Raw genomic sequence first — 1,647 nt, 5'->3', positions numbered from 1 at the left:
CCCGCGTGCCCTGCGGCACGCCGGGTATTGAAGGAATGACTCCTTCAAAACCAAACAAAAGCGCAAACGTTTCGCTATCGATCGTTTCCTTAGAAAGGAGGTGATCCAGCCGCACCTTCCGATACGGCTACCTTGTTACGACTTCACCCCAATCATTTGTCCCACCTTCGGCGGCTGGGCCCATAAAGGTTCCCGCACCGACTTCGGGTGTTACAAACTCTCGTGGTGTGACGGGCGGTGTGTACAAGGCCCGGGAACGGATTCACCGCGGCATGCTGATCCGCGATTACTAGCAATTCCGGCTTCATGCAGGCGGGTTGCAGCCTGCAATCCGAACTGGGGGCGGCTTTATGGGATTGGCTCAGCCTCGCGGCTTCGCTGCCCTTTGTACCGCCCATTGTAGCACGTGTGTAGCCCAGATCATAAGGGGCATGATGATTTGACGTCATCCCCACCTTCCTCCGGTTTGTCACCGGCAGTCACCCTCGAGTGCCCAACTGAATGCTGGCAACCAGGGTCAAGGGTTGCGCTCGTTGCGGGACTTAACCCAACATCTCACGACACGAGCTGACGACAACCATGCACCACCTGTCACTTCGTCCCCCGAAGGGGAAAACCCGATCTCTCGGGCGGTCGAAGGATGTCAAGACCTGGTAAGGTTCTTCGCGTTGCTTCGAATTAAACCACATGCTCCACTGCTTGTGCGGGCCCCCGTCAATTCCTTTGAGTTTCAGCCTTGCGGCCGTACTCCCCAGGCGGAATGCTTAATGTGTTAACTTCAGCACTAAGGGGTTGGACCCCCCTAACACCTGGCATTCATCGTTTACGGCGTGGACTACCAGGGTATCTAATCCTGTTCGCTCCCCACGCTTTCGCACCTCAGCGTCAGTAACAGACCAGAGAGCCGCCTTCGCCACTGGTATTCCTCCACATCTCTACGCATTTCACCGCTACACGTGGAATTCTACTCTCCTCTTCTGTACTCAAGCTCCCCAGTTTCCAATGCCCGCCTGCAGTTGAGCTGCAGAATTTCACATCAGACTTAAGAAGCCGCCTGCGCGCGCTTTACGCCCAATAATTCCGGACAACGCTTGCCACCTACGTATTACCGCGGCTGCTGGCACGTAGTTAGCCGTGGCTTTCTGGCCGGATACCGTCACGACGCGGACATTTCCTCCCGCATCCGTTCTTCTCCGGCAACAGAGCTTTACGATCCGAAAACCTTCTTCGCTCACGCGGCGTTGCTCCATCAGACTTTCGTCCATTGTGGAAGATTCCCTACTGCTGCCTCCCGTAGGAGTTTGGGCCGTGTCTCAGTCCCAATGTGGCCGATCACCCTCTCAGGTCGGCTATGCATCGCAGCCTTGGTGGGCCGTTACCCCGCCAACAAGCTAATGCACCGCGGGCCCATCAGTCAGTGATGGCCGAAACCATCTTTCAGCTCCGCACCATGCGGTGCGGAGGATCATCCGGTATTAGCTGCGGTTTCCCACAGTTATCCCAGTCTGACCGGCAGGTTGCCCACGTGTTACTCACCCATCCGCCGCTCACCTCAGGGAGCAAGCTCCCCTCTGTGCGCACGACTTGCATGTATTAGGCACGCCGCCAGCGTTCGTCCTGAGCCAGGATCAAACTCTCCAAAAAAGT

1 rRNA gene is annotated in these 1,647 nt (G+C 56.8%); it reads right to left on the bottom strand.

The window, feature by feature from the left end:
• Positions 1 to 93: 93 nt before the first annotated feature.
• Positions 94 to 1,644: ribosomal RNA gene (locus tag EWH91_RS14210) — 16S ribosomal RNA — on the bottom strand.
• Between the last annotated feature and the right edge of the window lie 3 nt (positions 1,645 to 1,647).

The sequence above is a fragment of the Sporolactobacillus sp. THM19-2 genome, from assembly GCF_004153195.1.
GTDB lineage: Bacteria > Bacillota > Bacilli > Bacillales > Sporolactobacillaceae > Sporolactobacillus.
Note: the sequence above shows the minus strand (reverse complement) of the source record. Positions and strands in the feature narration are given on the sequence as shown.